Raw genomic sequence first — 733 nt, 5'->3', positions numbered from 1 at the left:
GATACTCAGCTTCCTAAAACTATGACTAGTAAAGGGAGAGTGGAGAGAGTCTCTACAGACAGCGATGATTTGAAAGAGCTTTATAATAAATTTTCTTATGCTAGGCATGGTGCTTTAATTCGCGGCGATTTGGAGTGGGAAGAGTATTGGAGATGGGAAGTTGATGATACTATAGTTGCTTTATATTATAATGACAAAAATGAGGCTGAGGGTTATTTGGTTTATGTTATTGAAAATGATGTGTTTCATATAAAAGAGATGGTTTATATTAATTTTGAGGCTAGGCTTGGGCTTTGGAATTATATATCTGCACATTTCTCTATGGTTGATGAAGTTAAAGGATACAATTACACAAATGAGCCTATAGCTTTCCTTCTTGAAGACAGCGAAATAAAAGAGACTATAAGACCATATATTATGGCGAGAATTACTGATGTTAAAGGRTTTATTAATAATTATCCTTTCTTGAGAAAACCAAAAAATAAAAAAATTAATTTAATAATAAAAGATGATATGGCTAAGTGGAATAATGCGAGCTTTATGATTTATTGGAATGAAGATAAACAAACTGTATGCAAAAGAATWTCAAAAGAATATAAAAGAAACTCTAAAGATAGATATATTATAAAAATGGATATTAAAACTTTAACTACTATGCTTATGAGTTATAAAAGTCCTTCATATCTTTACAAAATTGGAAGAATAGAAGCAACAGCTAATGCTATTAAATTAT

General features: G+C 29.8%; 1 protein-coding gene. It reads left to right on the top strand.

The features are described from left to right. A partial coding sequence (gene eis / locus GQX97_RS13125) for an enhanced intracellular survival protein Eis (RefSeq protein ID WP_198391246.1) occupies positions 1-733 on the top strand: 733 nt, incomplete at both ends.

It is taken from the genome of Brachyspira sp. SAP_772 (genome assembly GCF_009755885.1).
Classification (GTDB): Bacteria; Spirochaetota; Brachyspiria; order Brachyspirales; family Brachyspiraceae; genus Brachyspira.
This window is presented reverse-complemented; position numbering and strand designations above follow the sequence as displayed.